The organism is Allobosea sp. GW822-FHT03F07 (genome assembly GCF_058801345.1).
The window spans coordinates 295,146-314,400 of the sequence record NZ_JBXAND010000001.1 but is presented as its reverse complement, the minus strand read 5'-3'; the positions used below and the strand labels follow the sequence as shown (position 1 = coordinate 314,400).

The following is a 19,255-nucleotide window of genomic DNA, read 5'->3' as shown; positions in this document are numbered from 1 at the left end:
CACTGCAACAGAGCTGGATGCCGACATGCCTGCCGTCACCATCTACACCACCGCCTGGTGCCCCTACTGCATCGCGGCGAAATCGCTGCTGACCAGGAAGGGCGTCGCCTTCGACGAGATCGCCGTCGACGGCAAGCCCGAGTTGCGACAGGCGATGACCGCACGCGCCGGCGGGCGGACCTCGGTGCCGCAGATCTTCATCGGCGAAACGCATGTCGGCGGCTCCGACGACATCCACGCGCTCGACGCGCGCGGCGAACTCGACAAGCTGCTGGCCGCGTGAGCCGGATTCACGTCCGACGGATGCTCGCGGCGCATACGCTTGCGACGGAACGGCCGGCACTTATCTCTTCTGCCAGGTGCTCGCGGCAAATGCCTGCCGCATGGTTGAGTTGACATGATCCGTTACGCTCTGGTCTGCGACAACGCCCACGAATTCGAAAGCTGGTTCGCCAGTTCGTCGAGCTTCGAGGAGCAGGCGCGGCGCGGCCTCGTCACCTGCCCCGTCTGCGACAGCAGGCATGTCGAGCGGGCGATCATGGCGCCGAACGTTGCCCGTACCGATCGCGGACCCCGCGCCGGCGAGGCGCCGTCCGAGGCATCACCCGTGGCGACGCCGCCCGCACCGGTCCCGGTAGCACCCGCCGCCCTGCTGGGTGAGCAGGAGATCGCGCTGCGCCAGATGCTGAGCGCGCTTCACAAGCATGTCGCGGAAAACGCCGAGCATGTCGGTCCGCGCTTTGCCGACGAGGCGCTGAAAATTCATCACGGCGAGAGCGACAACCGCCCGATCTATGGCGAGGCCACCGCCGACGACGCCCGCATGCTGCATGAGGAAGGCGTCGCGTTCATGCCGCTGCCGCGGCTGCCGGGCACCGGGAACTGACGGCGCGGCAAGTCTCGAGTGGGATACGCACGAGCGATGATCGAGCTTGGCAACGACAGTTTGACCATCGCGATTGCCGAGCTCGGCGCCGAACTGCAATCCGTCACCGATGCAAGGGGCCGGGATTGGCTCTGGAACGGCGAGCCGGCGATTTGGGCCGGCCGCTCGCCCTTGCTCTTTCCCGTCATCGGCAAGCATCCGGACGGCAAGGTGCTGATTGACGGCGCTCGCTACCCGATCAAGAGCCACGGCGTCGCCCGCACCAGCCGGTTCGAGCGGATCGCGCAGGACGACGCGTCCTGCACGCTGCGCCTGACCGACAATGATGAGACGAAGCAGGCCTACCCTTTCGCCTTCGCGCTCGACATGACCTACCGGCTCGATGGCGCGGCTCTCACCCTGACCGCCCGTATCGCCAACACCGGCGACACGGTGATGCCCTTCTGCTTCGGCTACCACCCGGCCTTTCTCTGGCCTCTGCCGGCGGGGGACGGCCTGCCGCATCGCATCCGCCTCGGCAATGGCGCGAGCCCAGCCCATCTTCGCCTCGGCGCCGACGGCCAGCGCGCCCCGACCCTCCACCGCTCGGCCTTCGTCGATGGCGTCCTGACGCTCGACCATGCCCTCTTCATCGAGGATGCCCTGATCATTCCGGAAGGCGCAGGCCATCATGCCTGGTATGGCGCGGACGGCCTGCCGGGCGTCGCGGTCGACTTCCCCGACATGCCGCATCTCGGCATCTGGACCAAGCCGAACGGCCCTTACATCTGCATCGAGCCCTGGCACGGCCTGCCCTCGCCCCCGGACCCGGACGAGCCGCTGGAGCGTCGCGCCGGCGTGATCCTGCTCGCACCGGGCGCCGCCAGGGAGTTGCCGATGACGCTGACATTCGGTGTTCCCTGGCGCGGATGAGACCCTTTCAGGCGCTCATCCGAAGGTCTCAAGCGACTTCGCTGCCCCTCTGGCGTTATCCTCGCCGCAGTGCAACATTGAGATTGCTCTGAAAAGAGGGTGGAACGACATGAACGCGATCGACCCCGCCGGCAGCAGGCGCGACCAACCCGCGCAGCGCAACAAGCCAGTATCTCGCGACAAGCCCTGGATCTTCCGGACCTATGCCGGGCATTCCGACGCCTCGGAATCGAACAGGCTCTATCGCACCAACCTGGCCAAGGGGCAGACCGGCCTGTCGGTCGCCTTCGACCTGCCGACGCAGACCGGCTACGATCCCGACCATGTGCTGTCGCGCGGCGAGGTCGGCAAGGTCGGCGTGCCGATCTCCCATCTCGGCGACATGCGGGCACTGTTCGACCAGATTCCTCTGGCGCAGATGAACACCTCGATGACGATCAACGCGACGGCGGCCTGGCTGCTCTCGCTCTATATCGCCGTCGCCGACGAGCAGGGCGCCGATCGCAAGGCCCTGCAGGGCACGACGCAGAACGACCTCGTCAAGGAATACCTGTCCCGCGGAACTTATGTCTTCCCGCCGCGGCCCTCGATGCAGCTTACCACCGACATCGTCGTGTTCACCGCCCGCGAGCTGCCGAAATGGAACCCGACCAATGTCTGTTCCTACCATCTGCAGGAGGCCGGGGCCTCGCCGGTGCAGGAGCTGTCCTTTGCGCTCGCGACCGCCATCGCCCTGCTGGATTCGATCCGGGCCCGGCCCGAGGTCTCGGCGGAGGAGTTCCCCGAGGTCGTCGGCCGCATCTCCTTCTTCGTCAATGCCGGCATGCGCTTCGTCACCGAGCTCTGCAAGATGCGGGCGTTCGTCGAGCTCTGGGACGAGATCACGTTAGGCAGGTATGGCGTTGCCGACGAACAAATGCGCCGTTTCCGTTATGGCGTGCAGGTCAATTCATTGGGCCTCACCGAGCCGCAGCCGGAGAACAATGTCTATCGGATCCTGATCGAGATGCTGGCGGTGACGCTCTCGAAGAAGGCCCGCGCCCGCGCCGTGCAGCTCCCCGCGTGGAACGAGGCGCTCGGGCTGCCGCGCCCCTTCGACCAACAATGGTCGCTGCGCATGCAGCAGGTCCTCGCCTATGAGACGGACTTGCTCGAATTCGGCGACATCTTCGACGGCTCGACCGTGATCGACGCCCGCGTCGCCGACCTCAAGGCAGCGGCTCTGGAGGAACTCGCGAAGATCGACGACATGGGCGGCGCGCTGGCCGCGATCGAGACCGGCTACATGAAGCAGGCGCTGGTCGAGAACGGCGCCCGCCGGATCGAAGCGATCGAGCGTGGCGAGCAGATCGTCATCGGCGTCAACAAATTCACCAACAGCGAGCCCTCCCCGCTCTCGGCCGGCGAAGGCAATGTCGTCACCGTGCCGGATTCCGTCGAGCTGGAGGCTATCGGCCGGCTCAAGGCCTGGCGCTCCGCCCGCGACGCGAAAGCGGCAGAAGCGGCGCTGGCGGAGCTGGCTTCGGCCGCCAAGGAGGAGCGCAACGTCATGCCGGCCTCGATCGCCTGCGCCAAGGCCGGCGTCACCACCGGCGAATGGGCGCAAACCCTGCGCGAGATCTTCGGCGAATACCGTGCTCCTACCGGCGTCGACACGGCCAAGCTCGGCAACAATGCCGGCCTTGCGACCGTCAAGGCCGCCGTCGCCCGAGCGACCGAAAAGCTCGGCCGAACGCCGCGTTTCCTCGTCGGCAAGCCCGGCCTCGACGGCCATTCCAACGGGGCCGAGCAGATCGCGGTGCGTGCTCGCGACGCCGGGATGGCGGTCAGCTATGGCGGCATCCGTCAGACGCCGGAAGAGATCGTGACGCAGGCGCAGGAAACGCAGGCCGACATCATCGGGCTGTCGATCCTCTCCGGCTCGCATCTGCCGCTGGTGCGGGACGTCACGGCCCGCCTGCGCGTCGCCGGCATGGACGTTCCCGTCGTGGTCGGCGGCATCATCCCGCCCGACGACGAGAATGCGCTCCGCAATATGGGGGTTGCCGCCGTCTACACGCCGAAGAATTTCGAGCTGGACGGTATCATCGCCGATGTCGCCGGCCTCGCCGCCAGGGGAGTGACCTGACCGCGCCGAGCTCAGTCGCCGCCATCTCCACCTCCGTCGCCATCGGACGACCAGTCGGCGCTCGACGAGCCCTGCCGCGACCGCCAGGCCCGGACAAGCAGCGAGACCGCAATCATCCCCAGAAGCGCCAGCGTCGCGAGAATGCTGGTGAGATCCCCCATCGATCCGATCCCTGTCTCCCGGCGCGCTGATTCCGAACTGTCAGCCTGACACGCCGCCGCCCGCCTGGCGAGACCGCTTCGCCTTGCGTCACGGTGACAGGCGGCCGGCCCCGGCCTATTTTGCCGCCTCCTTTCCCGGATACCCCCGCTTGATCCTTCCCGACCTCCGCGACCACCAGGCGCTGCGCGACGCCTTCCGCTGGCGGATTCCGCAGCGCTACAACATCGCCTCCGATGTCTGCGACAGCTGGGCCGCCCTCGATCCAAACCGCACCGCGATCATCGAGGTCTCCGGCGACTGGCAGGTGACGCCGGTCAGCTTCGGAAGGTTGCGCGACGACTCCAACCGTCTCGCCAACGCCTTGCGCGCCCGCGGCGTCGCGCCGGGCGACCGCATCGCCATCCTGCTGCCGCAGGGCCGCAGCGTGCTCGCCGCCCATCTCGCCGCCTACAAGCTCGGCGCGATTGCAGTGCCGCTGGCGGCCCTGTTCGGCGTCGATGCGCTGGCCTACCGGCTGGGCGACTCCGGCGCGAAGGTTCTGGTCACGGACACGGCCGGGCTTGCCAAGACCCGGCAGATCGCCGAACCGCTGCCTGAGTTGGACCTGACCATCTCGACCGACGGCGCCGACCGCGACGCACTGGGCTGGGAGGCCTTGCTGGCCAACGCCAGCCCCGATTTCGCCGCCGTCGATACGAGCCCGGACGACCCGGCGCTGATGATCTACACCTCGGGCACCACGGGGAACCCCAAGGGCGCCCTCCACGGGCACCGCGTCCTGCCCGGCCATCTGCCGGGCGTGCAGATGCCGCACGAATTCATGCCGCAGCCGGGAGATCTCGCCTGGACGCCGGCCGACTGGGCCTGGGCCGGCGGACTCCTCAACATGCTGCTGCCGGCGCTGCATTTCGGCGTCGCCGTCGTGGCCCGGCCGGTCACGCGCTTCGAGCCGGAGGAGGCCTTCCGCCTGATGGCGGATCTCCGCATCCGCAACGCCTTCGTGCCGCCGACCGCACTGCGGATGCTGCGCAGCGTCGATCGTCCACGCGAACGCTTTGCCTTTTCCCTGCGAACGGTCGCGGCCGCAGGTGAGGCGCTGGGCGCCGAGACGCTGGCCTGGGGCCGCGAAGCGCTCGGCCTCACCATCAACGAGGCCTATGGCCAAACCGAATGCAATCTCGTCCTTGCCTCCTGCGCCCATATCGGCGTCAGCCGGCCGGGCTGCATCGGCAAGGCGGTGCCGGGCCATGACGTCGCAGTCATCCGCCCGGACGGCAACGTCTGCGAAGCAGGCGAGGAGGGCCAGATCGCCGTACGCCGACCCGATCCGGTGATGTTCCTCGGCTACTGGCGCAATCCCCAGGCCACGGCCGAGAAATTCGTCGGCGACTGGATGAAGACCGGCGACCAGGCGGTGCAGGATCGGGACGGCTATGTCCGTTTCGTCGGCCGCGACGACGATGTCATCACCTCCTCGGGCTATCGCATCGGGCCGGGCGAGATCGAGGACTGCCTGCTGCGGCACGAGGCGGTGGCGCTCGCCGCCGTCGTCGGCAAGCCCGACGCGCTGCGCACCGAGATCGTCAAGGCCTTCGTCGTGCTGAAGCCGGGCCATGAGGGCACGCCGGAACTCGCCGCCGAGCTTCAGGGCTTCGTGCGGCGCCGGCTCTCAGCGCATGAATATCCGCGCGAGATCGCCTTCCGCGAAGAACTGCCGCTGACGACGACCGGCAAGATCATCAGGCGGCTTCTTCGCGCGGAGGTCTGACACGCGCAAGCCTGAACAGCGGGCCGCGCAAAACGTCGCGGGCGCGGCCTGCGAGATCGCGCGGCTTACGAACGGCACCATGCGACAAATGCAGGTCGCCAAGCGAGAGCCGCTCGTCCCCCCTGACGGACCAGCCGTCGGCGCGCAGGATCTGCCGCACCGGCGCTGCCTCCCGCATCATTGTGAGCAGAACTGGCAGCGGCATGAGCGGCGCATGGGCCTCCTCCTGCGCGCTCAGATAAAGCCAGCCGCGCGGGCCCCGGCCGAGCACGATCGCACCGGCAATCGGCTGGTCGTCGAGCATCAGCAGACCGATCCGGCACTGCCGGGCGCGGCCGAGGCCACGCGTCATCGCCCGCAGGAAGCCGACCTCGCGCGTGTCCTGCAGCGTCGCCGCTCCCGCCTGCGCGCGCGGGCCAGATGCTTCCATCGCCAGGATGATCTCGACGGCGTCGCGCAAGCCGGCCTGCGTCCGGGGCTCGACCAGCTTCAGCTTGCCAAGTCGCGCCAGCGCCTCCCGTGAGGGCTCGCTCCGCTCTGGTGACCGGCCTGCTGCGGTAACGGCGAGCGCGGGCCGAACATTCGCTGTCAGGCCCGAGCGCCCCGCCGCGTCGCAGAGCGCCGTCACCAGCCCGCCATCGAGATCGAGCGAGCGCAGGATCAGCCCGCGCCCGTCGATCCCACCCTGGCGACGCGGGTCCAGCACCGCTTCGATCACCGCCCCGGCCTGCTGCCTGTCGAGCAGCGGAGCGCCGCTGAAGACGCGCCGGTCGGAAAGGCCGATCAGCACATCGGGCACGAAGAGGCCGGTCCGGCGGCAGCACGGGATCAACCCGACAAGGCGGCGGCGTGCATCGGCCGCACCTCCCTGCCAGGCGAGGATCGCAACCACATCGCGGAACGAGACGAGATGCTGGGCGGCGGCCAGGGCGAAACCCGGCTCGAGGAAGGGGTTCGTCTCCAGCGCCCGGCCGGCGAGTTGGCTCCAGGCTTCGGCGATGTCGGCGCAGGCCGCGAGCGGACGAGTCTCGATTGTGATCGCTGCATCGGGGTGTGGCGCTGGAGCGTAACGGGCGCCGACTCCGGCACTGCCTGCCGGGGCGCCTCTCAAAGCCATGATCCGGTTCATCCGACCCTGCCTTCCTGCGCTGGACCGATCTGGCGCGAGGCTGTGCCAAATTGGCGAGCCGGGATCCAAGCGTCGAACGATCGGAAGGCAGGCTTCAAGAACAGGGCCAGGCAGATTGTCTCAGGCGGAGGCAGCCTCGCGGCCGGCGCCCTGCCCGGCCTGGCCGAGAAAGGCCTGCCAGAGACGCTGGACGACCGCTTCCTCGACATCCTTCACGATGAGGACGAGGCGCGAGCGCCGGTCGCCATCCGGCCAGGACTCGAGAATGACGGGCGGGTGCAGGATCTGCTGCACGGCATGCAGCAGCAGCGGCCGGTCGGGGTGCTCCGCCACCTGCACCAGCCCCTTCATGCGCAGGAGCCTGGGCCCATGGACCGAGCGCAGCAGCGTCCAGAACAGGTCCACGGTCGCCTGCTGGATGGGCGCATCCGCCGTCAATGCGAAGGCCCGGATGCTGGCATCGTGCCGGTTGACGTCGTGATGGGCATGGCCGTGATCGTGATGATGGTCATGATGATCGTGGGGGTGGTGATGATGTCCGTGATGCTCGTGCCCACTGCCCGGCAATGTCTCGCGCGCCAGCCACTGGCCGATCTCGGCCGGGCGCCGGGCGAGATCGTAGAGTCCCGCCCCGAACAGTGAGTTGGCCGCCGCCTCCGGGCCGAGCAGTGTAACGCCCGGATTGAGCAGCGCCAGACGCTGCCGCAACGGGGCGAGCGCGGCGAGGTTCGGCACGAGATCCGCCTTCGTCAGCACGAGCCGGTCGGCCGCCACGACCTGCTTGCGCGCCTCCTCATGCGCATCGAGCGTCGCCATGGCGTTGACCGCATCGACCAGCGTCACCACGCCGTCGAGCCGGAAGCGCATGGCGAGATAGGGGTGGTTGATCAGCACGTTCAGGATCGGCGCAGGGTCGGCGAGGCCGGTCGTCTCGATCACGACCCGGTCGAACGGGCTGATCCGGCCATTGTCACGCCGCCGCAGCAGGTCTTCCATCGTGACGATGAGATCGTCGCGGATCGTGCAGCACAGGCAGCCCGAATCCAGCAGGATCATCCCGTCCTCGACTCCCTCGATCAGCAGGTGGTCGAGCCCGACCTCGCCGAACTCGTTGACGATCACGACCGTCCGGGCGAGCGCCGGGTCCTTCAGCAGGCGGTTGAGCAGCGTCGTCTTGCCCGCGCCGAGAAAGCCGGTCAGCAGGATCAACGGCATGGGGTCCGGACGGACAGGCTGGCTCGTCATCATCGTCACGCTTCGCGTCAGGCCGGCGCAGGCGAGCGCCTCATCTGTTCTAATGTTACATTAGCGACGAGCGTCGCAACGACAAGGGCGCAGCCGCCATATTGCAACCCGGACAACCGCTCGCCCAGAAAGACCGCGGCGATCAGCACGGCGCAGACGGGCTCCGCGCAGAAGGCGAGGCCCGCCGCGCCGGGCGAGATGCGTGTCAGCGCGATGACCTGCAGCAGGAAGCCGAGAAGATAGCCGCCGATTGTCACGGCGGCGGCGATCGGCGCGAGCGCGAAGGCGTGGGGCGGCAGGAAGCCGCCGGTGATCGCCAGGATCAGTGCCGTCACCGGCAGGATCAGCAGATGCGACCAGAACAGCCGCGCCGACAGCGCCGTGCGGGAAAGGGCAGCCCCGGCGAAGAACTGCGTCGCGGCCCCAAGGCTGGCGACGAGCGCCAGCGCCAGCCCGCGCGGATCGAGCCCATGCATGTCCGGCCCCACCACCATCGCGACACCAATGAAGGCCGCGCAGGCGGCGGCCAGTCGCTGGGGCTGGAACGGCGTCCGTGTGAGGAAGGGCTCGGCCAGCACGATCAGCACCGGATAGGTGAAGAACACCACCGCCGCGACCGTGACGGGAAGGAAGGCGACGGAGGACAGGTAAGCGGAGCCGACCAGCGCGCTGGTCACGCCAAACAGCAGCATCGCCCGTCGCTCGCCGCGTGGCACGACGAGCGGCGCCCGCCAGATCGCGACGGCGGTCCCGACCAGCGCGAGCATGATGAAAACGCGGTAGAATACGAGCAGCGGGCCGTTGAGGCCCGCTTGGCCGGCGATCTGCGCGCTGACGATATTGGTGCCATAGGCGCCGGCCGCAGCCAGCGCCATCAGCATGCCCTGCCGACTGGCGGAAGAGCCTGGATCGGCGGTCAAGGGATCACGCTCAGGCGTCGTCGTTCGGCTTGGTGTCGTTCGGCTTGGCCTTGGGCTTGACCGTCGGCCTGGCGGGCTGCGGCTTGGCCGCCGCCTGCGCGGGCTTGCCCTGCGAGGCCTTGCCTTGGGCGGTCTTGGCCGCGGCCGGGTCGGCCTTGGGCGAGGGCTTCACCAGAAGCGGCTTGGCCGGCGGGCGCGCGGGCGGCTTGATCCCGGCCGCAGCGCCCGGCCGCAGGCTGGCAGCCGCGGCGGCTCCCGGCTGGATCGCGCCCTGGAGCCGCATCGGACCACCCGGCTGGGACGGTTGTGCCTTCTCGGGCTCGGTCGGCGCGAAAGCCGTGGTCGCACCAGCAATGGCGCCATTGCCGGAAGCCGTGCGCCCGCGATCGGCGAACAATCCGCCAGTCTGGCTGCCGAACAGGCCAGCCATCACCGGCGCAGACGGCGTGACCACCGGCGCCGCGCCGCGCGCGACGCGGCTGTCGGCGCCGCCGGAGACATTGGCGGCCAGCGGCGCGGAGGCCGAGCCCGGCGTGCGGCCGAAGGCGACCGGAACGGGCACTGTCTGGGCGCGTGGGCCGAGCGAGACACGGCCCGACGGCGAGCGGGTCAGCATCGAGCTGCCAGCATAGCTCGACGCGGAGGCCGTGGCGAAGCGGCCGCCATCCTCGGCATTGCCGCCGACATTCGAGGCCTGGGCTGCGATCGGACCCGACACGTCGGCGTCGTCGGCGAGCGCCACCCCCCCGCCCTTGCGGCGGACGTCGTCGCAGATGTTGAAAGCGCGGCCGCCCTGCGCGGGTATCGAGGCGACCGAGTAGCCACCACCCCATTTCGAGAAGCCGTCATCGAGCAGTTGCGCCGCCTTGATGGTGCGCTCCGTGCCCGACAGCGCCCCGAGCACGACGGCGATCAGGGTGCGGCCTCCACGTGTCGCGGTCGCGACCACATTGAAGCCGGATGCGCAGACAAAGCCGGTCTTCATCCCGCCGATGCCGGAATAGCGGCCGACGAGACCGTTGGTGTTGTTCAGAACCTGCTTGCCGAGCTGGACCGAGGCCGTGTTCCAGTAATCCGAATAATCCGGGAACTCGCGCATCAGGGCCATGGCGAGGATGGCGAGGTCGCGCGCGCTGACCTGCTGGTCCGGATCGTGCCAGCCATTGGGATTGGTGAAATGCGTGCTGCTCATGCCGAGCCGCGCGGCCTCGGCATTCATCATGCCGACGAAGGTCTCGACATCGCCACCGACGCCCTCGGCGATCACATAGGCGATGTCGTTGGCCGACTTCACCATCATGATGCGCAGCGCGTTGTCGAGCGTGACCTCCTGCCCGGCCTTGATATAGACCTTCACACGCGGCTGCGCGGCGGCCCGCTTCGAGGCGGGGATCGCCGTCTCCAGGCCGAGACGCCCCTCGCGCACCGCCTTCAGCGCCAGATAGGCGGTCATCATCTTGGTCGTGGACGCCGGATGCCAGGGCTGGCCGGCGTTCTCGCTGGACAGGACCGCGCCGCTCGACGCGTCTATGACGAGGCTGGTACCGGCCGAAGCCGACCCGGTGAGGGCGAGCCCGCAGACGAGGGCTGCGGTAAAGCGGGAAGCGATCATCGGGCGGGTCTTGAACCTGTCTTACGAGGGTTGAAGGCGCGGGGTTTCAACGCGACGCATGCGGCATTTTCGAGACGGCCGGGCAAGGTTGGCCCCGCCCACAGATGCATACCTACCCCCAGCAGAGCGATTTGCCTAGTCGCGGGCAAGAGTTCACAAGCCCAGTGTCGTCCTCAAGACCGCCCTCGACCGACCGGACTTAGCCGCGTGAGCCTCGCCCTCCTCTGGATTCCCGCGACCATCGCGGCCTCGCTGCTGCAGACGGCCCGAAACCTCACGCAGCGCTCGCTGACCGAGATCATCGGGGTCGTCGGCGCGACACAGGTGCGCTTCCTCTTCGGCCTGCCCTTCGCGCTGATCTTTCTGGTCGGCGTCTGCCTCGTGGCCGGCCGCCTGCCGCCGCAGGTCGGCGCCGGCGCCTTCGCCTACATGATCGCTGGTGCGCTGACCCAGATCGCGGCGACCGGGCTGATGCTGGCTGCAATGCGCGAACGCTCCTTTGCCGTCACCACCGCCTATACCAAGACCGAGCCCGTGCAGGTTGCGATCTTCGGCGCCTTACTGCTCGGTGACGCACTCACCCCCACCAAATTTGCAGCCATCCTCATCGCCACCGCCGGCGTCGTGCTGGTTTCCTGGAAGCCCGGCGAAAAACTCACCCGCGCTGGCTTGCGCCCGGCCGTGCTCGGCGTCGGGGCCGGCGCCTTCTTCGCGCTTTCGGCGATCGGCTATCGCGGCGCGATCCAGGCGCTGCCCGAGGGCGGTTTTTTCATCCGGGCGACCACGATCCTGGCGCTCGGACTGTTCCTGCAGACGCTGATCCTCACGGTCTACATGCTCCTCGCCAATCGCCCTGCCCTGATTTCCAGCCTGCGCAACTGGCGCAAATCGCTCTTCGCAGGCTTCCTCGGCGCGGCCGCTTCGCAATGCTGGTTCATCGGCTTCTCGCTGACCAGCGCCGCCAATGTCCGCACGCTGGCACTGATCGAGGTCCCCATCGCGCAGATCGCCTCGCGCCGCATTTTTTCGGAGGGAACCAGCCGGCGCGAAATGGCGGGCATGACGATGATCGTCGGCGGCGTCGGCCTCCTGCTGATGAACGCGCTGTAAATCGCCATCTGGCAACTCAGCCCTCATCCTGAGGAGCCGCAAAGCGGCGTCTCGAAGATGCTCCAGACATCTCCATAGCCTCCTGGAGCATCCTTCGAGACGCGATCCTGGCGGATCGCTCCTCAGGATGAGGGCTTACAGGGGAGCTCCAAACAGGCCAGAAGAACGCGCGGTCCGCATCATGGTCCCTCTTTCCGTGCACGGCCGGAATGCATGACTGCCTGCTTGCGAGGCGTCGCTCGCGAGCGCAATTAGAGGTCAAAGTCGGATAACGTCGAAATCGCTATGGGAGAAACGCCATGAGTGCTGCGATCGTCGGTTGGGCCCATACGCCGTTCGGCAAGCAGGATGCGGAAACGATCGAGAGCCTGGTCGTTCGGGTTGCCACCGACGCGCTGATCGATGCCGGCATCACCGCCGATCAGGTCGACGAGATCGTGCTCGGCCATTTCAACGCCGGCTTCTCCGCCCAGGACTTCACCGCCTCGCTGGTGCTCCAGGCCGATCCGGCGCTGCGCTTCAAGCCGGCGACCCGCGTCGAGAATGCCTGCGCCACCGGCTCTGCCGCCGTGCATCAGGGGGTCCGCGCGATCAAGGCGGGCGCGGCGAAGATCGTTCTCGTCGTCGGCGTCGAGCAGATGACCACGACGCCCGGTCCCGAGATCGGCAAGAACCTGCTCAAGGCCTCCTATCTCGCCGAGGAAAGCCACACTCAGGGCGGCTTCGCCGGCGTCTTCGGCGGGATCGCCGCCGCCTATTTCCAGCGCCATGGCGACCAGTCCGACGCGCTCGCGATGATCGCCGCCAAGAACCATAAGAACGGCGTCGACAACCCCTACGCCCAGATGCGCAAGGACCTCGGCTATGCTTTCTGCCGCGAGGAAAGCGAGAAGAATCCCTATGTCGCCGGCCCGCTGAAGCGCACCGACTGCTCACTCGTCTCCGACGGCGCCGCCGCGCTCGTGCTGGCCGACGAGGAGACCGCACTCGGCATGCGCCGCGCCGTCGGCTTCCGCGGCATGTCCCATGTCCAGGATTTCCTGCCGCTCTCGAAGCGCGACATCCTGAAATTCGAGGGCGGCGCGCTCGCCTGGCAGAAGGCCCTCAGCGCGGCCGGCGTCACGCTGGACGATCTCTCCTTCGTCGAGACGCATGACTGCTTCACCATCGCCGAGCTGATCGAGTACGAAGCGATGGGCCTGACCAAGGAAGGCGACGGCGCCCGCGCCATCAAGGAAGGCTGGACGCAGAAGGACGGCAAGCTGCCGGTCAACGTCTCCGGCGGCCTCAAGGCCAAGGGCCATCCGATCGGCGCGACCGGCGTCTCGATGCATGTGCTCAGCGCGATGCAACTCGTCGGCGAGGCGCCCGAGGGCATGCAGCTTGCAGACGCCCGCCTCGGCGGCATCTTCAACATGGGCGGTTCGGCGGTCGCGAACTACGTCTCGGTGCTTGAGCGGATCAAGTGATCGGTCCTTCAGCCTGCTTGCCAATCGACTGATCTGCCGGTGATCGTTTTTTTCGCGCTGCTGCCGGCCTATTTCCTGTCGATCTTCTATCGCTCCTTCCTCAGCGTGATCGCCGGGCCCGTCATGACGGATCTGGCGATCGGCCCGCGGGAGCTGGGGCTGCTCGGCGCCGCCTGGTTCTCGGCCTTCGCGCTGTCACAGTTTCCGATCGGCTGGGCGCTGGACCGGCTTGGCCCGCGCCGGACGGTGACGGCGGCGATGACGATCGGCACGATCGGCGCCTTCCTGTTCGCCAATGCCACCGGAGCCGTCACTGGCATGCTGGCCATGGCGCTGATCGGCATCGGCTGCTCGCCGATCTTCATGGCGAGCCTGTTCTTGTTCGCGCGGACAGCGGAGGCCTCGCGCTTTGCCTTCCTGACCTCGGTCTTCATCGGGCTGGGCTCGCTCGGCAATCTGGTCGGGGCCGCGCCACTCGCCATCGCGGCCGCGCATTATGGCTGGCGACCCTCGATGCTGGCGATAGCCGCCTGCTTCCTCGTCGCCACCGCGCTGGCCGGGCTGCTGATCCGCGATCCGCCGCGGGCGGAGAGCGCTTCGGGCAAGGCCGAGGGCCTGATCGCCGGCCTCGCCAGCATCCTGAAGCTGCGTCCGCTCTGGCTGCTCGCGCCGATCACGCTCACCGGCTATGCCATCCTGGCGACCGCCCGCGGGCTCTGGGTCGCGCCTTTCATGGCCGATGTCCATGGCTTCGATGCCGTCGCCGCGGGCCATGCCGCGACCGCCATGGCGCTCACCATGGTCGCAGGAGCCTTCATCTATGGCGGGCTGGAGAAATGGGTCGGGCAGGCCAAGCCACTGGTGTTCTGGGGCACGGTTGGCACCGCGGCGACCTTCGCCCTTCTCGCGGTCGCCGGCGCAGCCTCGGCCATGGTGGCGACGCTGCTCTTTGCACTGATCGGCGCGATCGGCTTCACCTACGCCATCCTGATGGCGCATGCGCGGCTGTTCTTCCCGGCCCATCTGCTCGGGCGCGGCATGACGGCGGTGAACTTCCTCTTCATCTCCGGCGCCGCGCTGGCTCAGTCGGGCTCGGGCTGGTTCATCGCAGGCCAGCGCGCGGCGGGCCTGGACGCAGCGACGACCTTCGCCCATCTGCACTGGATCTTCGCCGGCGTCCTGCTGGCCTCCGCCGCGATCTACGCCTTCACGCCCGAGCGACCGAAGGCGGAGTGAGCTTCCGAATCAGGTTGGGCAGGGAGGTCAACCGGCCTCGCCGGCCTCAACCCTCCCCCGGCGCCCGCGCGACGATCGCCAGCGCATGCACCCGGTCCGCCAGTTCCTGTACCAGCGCGGCATTGACGAGGCGGTGACGCTCGAGCCGGCTCTTGCCGGAGAACGCTTCGGACACGATATCCACCCTGAAATGGGTTTCGCCGCCCTCGCGCCAGCCGCCATGGCCCTGATGCTGGTGCGACTCGTCGATCACCTTCAGGCGCTCGGGCGAAAGCGCCTTCTGCAGTTTGTTGGTGATCCGTTCAGCCATTCCGGTCATGATCGCGACACCGTTGTGAATGATCCGTCCAGATGCCGCCTATTGAACGGCACGTTCCCGCCGCGCAGATGCGTGCTTGCTGCATCGCACTTGCCGGCTCCGATTCCGCGTTTCATAACCATTCGATCATGAACTTCAACTCGCGCCTGTTCGACAGCATCAGGATCGGCCCCGCCGAGGCGGTGGAGGCCCAGGAATCCGACGCGCCACGCTGCGACCACCCCGGCTGCAAACGGTCGGGTGAATTCCGCGCGCCGCAGGGGCGCGGCCGCGAGGGCAAATTCTTCCTGTTCTGCCTGGAGCATGTGAAGGCCTACAACGCGACCTACAACTACTTCGCCGGCATGAACGACGATGCCCTGGCCGAATACGCCAAGGATGCAGCGATCGGCCACCGGCCGACCTGGAAGCTCGGGGTAAACTCCAAGGCGGCGCGGATGGCGCAGCGCGGCCGCGTGACGGGCGGGACTGAAGCGCCCGACGTCCATGACGCCTTCAACATCTTCGGCGCCAGGCGCGCCCAGCAGGCCTCCCAGCCGGAGTCGCGCGTCGGCGTCGTCGCCCGCAAGGCGCTGGAGACGCTCGGGCTCGACGAGAATGCCGATTCCGTTGCGATCAAGGCCCGCTACAAGGAACTGGTGAAACGCTTCCACCCCGATGCGAATGGCGGCGACCGCTCTCGCGAGGGCACGCTGCAGGGAATCCTGAAGGCCTATCAGCAGCTCAAGAGCACCGGAATGGTCTGAGCCGGCATCCGCCGGACGAAGGGTTCCAAAATCCAGCTCGAAATGCGCTGCGGCGGCTTTTCAGGCGTTGCCCATCTGCGAGCGCTTGGCCCAGCCTGTCATCCGGCTTTCGACGACATCGACGATGGCGACCAGGAAGACGCCGAGCACGGCCAGCACGATCAGCGCGGCGAAGATCAGCGGCACGTTGAAGTCGGCCGAGGCGCGGGTGATCAGGTTGCCGAGCCCGAGATTCGACGCGTTCTGCTCACCGATCACCGAGCCGACATAGGCCAGCGTGATCGAGACCTTGAGCGCCCCGAACAGATAGGGCAGCGAGCGCGGAATGCCGACCTTGGTCATGATGTCGAGGCGGCTGGCGCCGAGCGCCTTGAGCACGTCCTCGGTCTCGGGCTCGATCGTGGCCAAGCCCGTCGCGACATTGACGACGATCGGGAAGAACGAGATCACGAAGGCCGTCAGCACCGGCGGCAACCAGCCGACCCCGAACCAGATCACCAGGATCGGCACCACCGCGACCTTAGGGATCGAGTTGAAGCCGACCAGCAGGGGATTCAGGCCGGCATAGATCAGCTTCGAAGAGCCGACGAGCAGGCCCAGAAGCAAGCCGAACACGATCGACATCCCGAAGCCCAGCGAGGTCATCCAGAGCGTGTGGAAGGCGTTGGTGTAGAGCGGCTTCTGGTATTGGACGAGCGCCGCCCAGATCGCAGAGGGTGGCGGCAGGATGAAACTCGACACCTTGAAGACGCGGCAGACCAGCTCCCAGAGCGCGAAAAAGGCGAAGGTGAAGAGATAGGGCGCGAGCTTGAGCCAGGTCGAGCGCTTCATGCGACAGCCCTCGCCTCGCGGATATGGCCGCGTAGCTCGTGGACGATCTCGGCGAATTCCGGTGTGTAGGTGATGTCGAGATCGCGCGGGCGGGCAAAGCCGATCTCACGCTCGGCGATGACCTTGCCCGGCCGCGCCGACATGCAGAACACCCGGTCAGCCAGGAACACCGCCTCCCGCAGGTCGTGCGTTACCAGGATCACCGTGACGCCGCGTTGCGCGTGCAGGTCGCGGATCACGCACCAGAGCTCTTCGCGCGTGAAGGCGTCGAGTGCGCCGAACGGCTCGTCCAGCATCAGGAGCTTCGGCTCGTGGATCAGCGAGCGGCACAGCGAGGCGCGCTGCTGCATGCCGCCGGAGAGCTGCCAGGGAAACTTCGGGCCCATGCCCTTGAGCCCCACCGTCTCCAGCAGCATCTCGGCGCGGGCGACATATTCCGCCCTGTTCGCGCGCAGACGCGAGCGATGCGGTTGGACGATCTCCAGCGGCAGAAGCAGGTTCTGCAGCGTCGTCCGCCAGGGCAGCATCACCGGGTTCTGGAAGGCCATACCGGTGATCTTGATCGGCTCGGCGACCTCGCGCCCGTCGACGACTACGGTGCCGGCCTTCGGCCGCTGCAGGCCGGTGGCAAGCTTCATCATCGTCGACTTGCCGCACCCGGACGGACCGACGATCGCCGCGAACTCACCCTCGCGGACCTTCAGCGACAGCCCTTCGACGGCAGGTGCACCCGCGCCGCCGCCATAGATATGGGTGACATCGTGAAGTTCGACGAAGGCGGTCAAGGAAGCCCCACGCTCGACGGGAAAGGCGCTTCTCCTCCCCCTTGTGGGGAGGGGCCAGGGGTGGGGGTCGAAAAGCGGAGGTGAACGACCGGCAGGTCGAACGCGCACGGGAAAGCAATGGCGGAAGCGAAAGCCGTCGTCCTGCCTGCTCTCACCAAGCGGAGCCACCCCCATCCCGCTCCCTTCCCCGCAAGGGGGAAGGGGACCGCCTCACTTCGAAGACACGCCGCTCTCAGAACACCCGCTCGGCCGAAGCCGGCAGGAAGGCGTCGGTGAAGGCATCGCCCGCCTTGGCCTTGTCCTTGAAGGTGAAGGTCAGCGCGATCTGGTCGAGCGCCTTGGCCCAGCGCTCCTTGTCGATCCCGCCGAAGCCGTTGGTCTTGACCCAAGGCGTCATCACATTCTGCTCGAGCGTCATCTTCAGCCGCTCCAGCTCGACCTCGACCTTGGCGACGTCGTTGCGCTTGATCACGAGCTGTGCGCCGAGCTCGGGATTGGCGACGGTATCCTTGACGCTCTTGGTGATCGCCCGCAGCAGGCCGCGCACGGCCTCGGGCTTCTCGGCCACGAATTTCGGCGAGACCATGACGACGTTGCCATAGAGCTCGACGCCGTAGTCGGCCATCAGCATGGTGACGATGTCGTCGACGGGCACGCCGCGCGATTTCAGGTTGATGTAGGAGGAATTGGCGAAACCGAACACGGCATCGACCTCGCCCGAGGCCAGCATTGGCTCGCGCACCGGGAAGCCGACATTCTCCAGCCGTATCTTGCTGTCGTCGAGCTTGTTGACGGTCTTGAAGATCGGCCACTGCGCGAAGGCGGCATCGGCCGCCGGCGCGCCGAACTTCTTGCCCTCCAGGCTCTTCACATCGGCCGTAATGCCGCGGCTCTTGCGCCCGACGATCGCGAAGGGCGGCTTGTCGTAGACCATCATCACGGCCTTGAGATCGACAGCCGGATTCTCGTCGCGGAAACGGATCAACGAGTTCACGTCGCCGAAGCCGACATCATAGGTGCCCGACGCCACGCGCGGAATCGCCTCGCGCGAACCGTTTCCGGTGTCGATGGTGACGTCCAGTCCTTCGGCTTTGAAATAGCCCTTCTCGATCGCCATCAGGAACAGCGCCGCCGGCCCCTCGAAGCGCCAGTCGAGCGTGAAGCGCACCGGCGTCTGCGCCAGTGCCGGCTGCGTGCCCGACAGGCAGGCCACGGCGAGCGCGGATGCCGCCGCGACGCTCAGGACCGCGCGCCGCGACAGGGACGCAACAAGGGCAGGCAGCACGCTGGACATCTCTGGCTCCGAACGAATGAAAGGACAGGAATGGCTTCGAAAATCGTGCTCCGACCAGCAAGCACCGTGCCGGGCGAGCACTCGATCCAAGACTGGCGGAACCATGCGGGAGGTCAAGCCGAAAGCGTCATTGAAAATTGAAAATTGCATAAAATTGAGGCAGACCTTAGGAAGCCGGATCGCGCGCTCAGAGCGGCAGCGCACCGTCGGTCTTGACCTCCTCCATCACGGCATAGGTGCGAGTCTCGCGCACCGCCGGCAGCGCCAGCAGCACCTCACCGAGAAAGCGGCGATAGGCGTTCATGTCGGCGACCCGGGTCTTGACCAGATAGTCGAAGCCGCCGGCGACCATATGGCATTCCAGCACCTCCGGCGCGCGCTTCACCGCCGCGGCGAAACGCTCGAACGCGTCCGGTGTCGTTTTGTCGAGATAGACCTCGACGAAAACGAGCAGATTGAGGCCGAGCTTGAGCGGATCCAGCGTGGCGCGATAGCCGGTGATGTAGCCCTCACGCGTAAGCCGCTTCAGCCGCTCTCCGGTCGCCGTCGGCGACAGGCCGACCTTCTCGGCCAGTTCGACGCCAGCGATGCGGCCGTCCGACTGGAGCAAGGCGAGGATACGGCGGTCGGTTCGGTCAAGCACAGGATCAATCACTACAAGATTTGGGATGAGCAACAGAATTTACAGCAAACTTGGGAAAAT

Annotated in this window: 19 protein-coding genes; 9 read left to right on the top strand and 10 right to left on the bottom strand. The window is 67.3% G+C overall.

Going from position 1 to position 19,255, the window contains the following annotated elements; translation table 11 throughout:
• Positions 1-25: 25 nt before the first annotated feature.
• The 4 genes from grxC (at position 26) to AC1RMY_RS01500 (ending at position 3,926) form a co-directional block, all read left to right on the top strand.
• The gene (gene grxC, locus AC1RMY_RS01515; protein WP_492862172.1) at positions 26-283 is read left to right on the top strand and encodes a glutaredoxin 3; all 258 of its coding nucleotides are present in this window, start codon (positions 26-28) and stop codon (positions 281-283) included.
• A 114-nt stretch (positions 284-397) separates the two neighbouring features.
• Positions 398-886, top strand: coding sequence for a DUF1178 family protein (locus tag AC1RMY_RS01510; protein ID WP_492862171.1), 489 nt, complete (start codon positions 398-400; stop codon positions 884-886).
• A 36-nt stretch (positions 887-922) separates the two neighbouring features.
• A complete protein-coding gene (locus AC1RMY_RS01505; protein WP_492862170.1) occupies positions 923-1,798 on the top strand; it encodes an aldose 1-epimerase family protein in 876 nt (291 codons plus the stop codon).
• Positions 1,799-1,907: 109 nt separating this feature from the next.
• Complete coding sequence (locus AC1RMY_RS01500; protein WP_492862169.1) at positions 1,908-3,926, top strand: methylmalonyl-CoA mutase family protein; 2,019 nt, start codon at positions 1,908-1,910, stop codon at positions 3,924-3,926.
• 11 nt (positions 3,927-3,937) lie between these two features.
• Here the strand turns inward: AC1RMY_RS01500 and AC1RMY_RS01495 are convergent, their stop codons facing one another.
• On the bottom strand, positions 3,938-4,087 hold the full coding sequence (locus tag AC1RMY_RS01495) for a hypothetical protein (RefSeq protein WP_492862168.1): 150 nt from the start codon (positions 4,085-4,087) through the stop codon (positions 3,938-3,940).
• Between the two features lie 152 nt (positions 4,088-4,239).
• Between AC1RMY_RS01495 and AC1RMY_RS01490 the strand changes: the two genes are divergently transcribed.
• Positions 4,240-5,856, top strand: coding sequence for an AMP-binding protein (locus AC1RMY_RS01490; protein WP_492863540.1), 1,617 nt, complete (start codon positions 4,240-4,242; stop codon positions 5,854-5,856).
• Here the strand turns inward: AC1RMY_RS01490 and AC1RMY_RS01485 are convergent.
• The 4 genes from AC1RMY_RS01485 to AC1RMY_RS01470 form a co-directional block, all read right to left on the bottom strand.
• Positions 5,828-6,973 carry a GNAT family N-acetyltransferase gene (locus tag AC1RMY_RS01485; protein WP_492862167.1) on the bottom strand — a complete coding sequence of 382 codons (1,146 nt, stop codon included), beginning with the start codon at positions 6,971-6,973 and terminating at the stop codon, positions 5,828-5,830. The two genes, AC1RMY_RS01490 and AC1RMY_RS01485, sit on opposite strands and share 29 nt — an antisense overlap.
• Before the next feature lie 132 nt (positions 6,974-7,105).
• Entirely contained in the window at positions 7,106-8,233 is a 1,128-nt protein-coding gene (locus AC1RMY_RS01480; RefSeq protein WP_492862166.1) for a CobW family GTP-binding protein, read from the bottom strand.
• Between the two features lie 14 nt (positions 8,234-8,247).
• Positions 8,248-9,150: a DMT family transporter gene (locus AC1RMY_RS01475; protein WP_492862165.1), complete on the bottom strand. Its 903-nt coding sequence runs from the start codon at positions 9,148-9,150 to the stop codon at positions 8,248-8,250.
• A 10-nt stretch (positions 9,151-9,160) separates the two neighbouring features.
• Positions 9,161-10,762 (bottom strand): D-alanyl-D-alanine carboxypeptidase family protein, encoded by a 1,602-nt coding sequence (locus AC1RMY_RS01470; protein WP_492862164.1) that lies wholly within the window; start codon positions 10,760-10,762, stop codon positions 9,161-9,163.
• A gap of 207 nt (positions 10,763-10,969) precedes the next feature.
• Between AC1RMY_RS01470 and AC1RMY_RS01465 the strand changes: the two genes are divergently transcribed.
• From AC1RMY_RS01465 to AC1RMY_RS01455, 3 genes are all read left to right on the top strand, one after another.
• Positions 10,970-11,872 (top strand): DMT family transporter, encoded by a 903-nt coding sequence (locus AC1RMY_RS01465; RefSeq protein WP_492862163.1) that lies wholly within the window; start codon positions 10,970-10,972, stop codon positions 11,870-11,872.
• A 299-nt stretch (positions 11,873-12,171) separates the two neighbouring features.
• On the top strand, positions 12,172-13,341 hold the full coding sequence (locus AC1RMY_RS01460; protein ID WP_492862162.1) for an acetyl-CoA acetyltransferase: 1,170 nt from the start codon (positions 12,172-12,174) through the stop codon (positions 13,339-13,341).
• A 39-nt stretch (positions 13,342-13,380) separates the two neighbouring features.
• Entirely contained in the window at positions 13,381-14,577 is a 1,197-nt protein-coding gene (locus tag AC1RMY_RS01455) for an MFS transporter (protein ID WP_492862161.1), read from the top strand.
• Between the two features lie 46 nt (positions 14,578-14,623).
• Here the strand turns inward: AC1RMY_RS01455 and AC1RMY_RS01450 are convergent, their stop codons facing one another.
• Positions 14,624-14,887: a BolA family protein gene (locus AC1RMY_RS01450; RefSeq protein ID WP_492863539.1), complete on the bottom strand. Its 264-nt coding sequence runs from the start codon at positions 14,885-14,887 to the stop codon at positions 14,624-14,626.
• Positions 14,888-15,024: 137 nt separating this feature from the next.
• Between AC1RMY_RS01450 and AC1RMY_RS01445 the strand changes: the two genes are divergently transcribed.
• The gene (locus AC1RMY_RS01445) at positions 15,025-15,642 is read left to right on the top strand and encodes a DnaJ domain-containing protein (RefSeq protein ID WP_492862160.1); all 618 of its coding nucleotides are present in this window, start codon (positions 15,025-15,027) and stop codon (positions 15,640-15,642) included.
• 60 nt (positions 15,643-15,702) lie between these two features.
• Here the strand turns inward: AC1RMY_RS01445 and AC1RMY_RS01440 are convergent, their stop codons facing one another.
• From AC1RMY_RS01440 to AC1RMY_RS01425, 4 genes are all read right to left on the bottom strand, one after another.
• Positions 15,703-16,473, bottom strand: coding sequence for an ABC transporter permease (locus tag AC1RMY_RS01440; protein WP_492862159.1), 771 nt, complete (start codon positions 16,471-16,473; stop codon positions 15,703-15,705).
• Positions 16,470-17,258, bottom strand: coding sequence for an ABC transporter ATP-binding protein (locus AC1RMY_RS01435; RefSeq protein WP_492862158.1), 789 nt, complete (start codon positions 17,256-17,258; stop codon positions 16,470-16,472). The genes AC1RMY_RS01440 and AC1RMY_RS01435 overlap by 4 nt, the downstream gene beginning before the upstream one ends.
• A 232-nt stretch (positions 17,259-17,490) precedes the next feature.
• Positions 17,491-18,552 carry an ABC transporter substrate-binding protein gene (locus AC1RMY_RS01430; protein ID WP_492862157.1) on the bottom strand — a complete coding sequence of 354 codons (1,062 nt, stop codon included), beginning with the start codon at positions 18,550-18,552 and terminating at the stop codon, positions 17,491-17,493.
• Positions 18,553-18,739: 187 nt separating this feature from the next.
• The gene (locus AC1RMY_RS01425) at positions 18,740-19,195 is read right to left on the bottom strand and encodes an Lrp/AsnC ligand binding domain-containing protein (RefSeq protein ID WP_492862156.1); all 456 of its coding nucleotides are present in this window, start codon (positions 19,193-19,195) and stop codon (positions 18,740-18,742) included.
• Positions 19,196-19,255: the final 60 nt, after the last annotated feature.